The sequence below is a fragment of the Bradyrhizobium sp. DN3 genome, from assembly GCF_041357655.1.
GTDB lineage: Bacteria > Pseudomonadota > Alphaproteobacteria > Rhizobiales > Xanthobacteraceae > Bradyrhizobium.
The window spans coordinates 1-869 of the sequence record NZ_JAULLN010000090.1; the positions used below are offsets into that span (position 1 = coordinate 1).

Annotated in this window: 1 protein-coding gene; it reads right to left on the minus strand. The window is 68.2% G+C overall.

What is annotated here, in order from left to right; genetic code table 11:
- Nucleotides 1-119: 119 nt before the first annotated feature.
- On the minus strand, nt 120-869 hold a 750-nt coding region (locus AAE027_RS39475), incomplete at its 5' end, for a methyl-accepting chemotaxis protein (protein WP_370991180.1).

Here is an 869-nt window from a genome sequence, read left to right on the forward strand (position 1 = left end):
GATTCGGAGTTGCCAGCTCGTGCAGCAACGCAATTCGGTGGTTATGGGTCCCGGATCGGCGCGCGCTTGAGGGCGCGCTTGTCCGGGACGACAGCTGAGGGCAGTGCGACAGCGGGGCCTTACGCCGCCCGGATATTCGCCATGAAGCGGTCGAGCTCGGCGCGCAAGCGGGTGCTTTCGCTCGACAGCGTCTTGGCCGAGTTCAGCACCTCTTCCGAGGCCGAACCGGTTTCGGCGGCGCCGCGGTTGACCTCGCCGATATCGGTGGCCGCGGTCTGAGTGCCCTGCGCGACGGTCTGGACGCTGCGGGCGATCTCCTGCGTTGCCGCACCCTGCTGCTCGACGGCGCTCGCGATCGAGGTCGAGATCGACGAGATCTGGCCGATGGTCGCGCCGATCTCCTTGATCGCGGCGACCGATTCGGCCGTGGCGCCCTGCATGCCGGTAATATGCGAGGAGATTTCATCCGTCGCCTTCGCCGTCTGGCTCGCCAGCGACTTCACCTCGCTCGCAACCACCGCAAAGCCGCGGCCGGCTTCACCGGCGCGCGCCGCCTCGATGGTGGCGTTGAGCGCCAGAAGATTGGTCTGCTCGGCGATCGCCGTGATCAGCTTGACCACTTCGCCGATCTGCTGGGCGGCATGCGACAGTTTGCCGATGCGGCCGTCGGTCTCCTTGGCCTGCACCACGGCGGCCTCGGCGATACGGCTGGAGTCGCGGACCTGGCGGCCGATCTCCTCGACCGAGGCCGACAGCTCTTCGGTCGCGGTCGCCACCGACTGCATGTTGGAGGAGGCCTGCTCGGAGACGCCGGCGACCTGGCTCGACAGGCTCTGCGTGGTCTCGGCGGTGCGGGTCAGCGTGGAGGC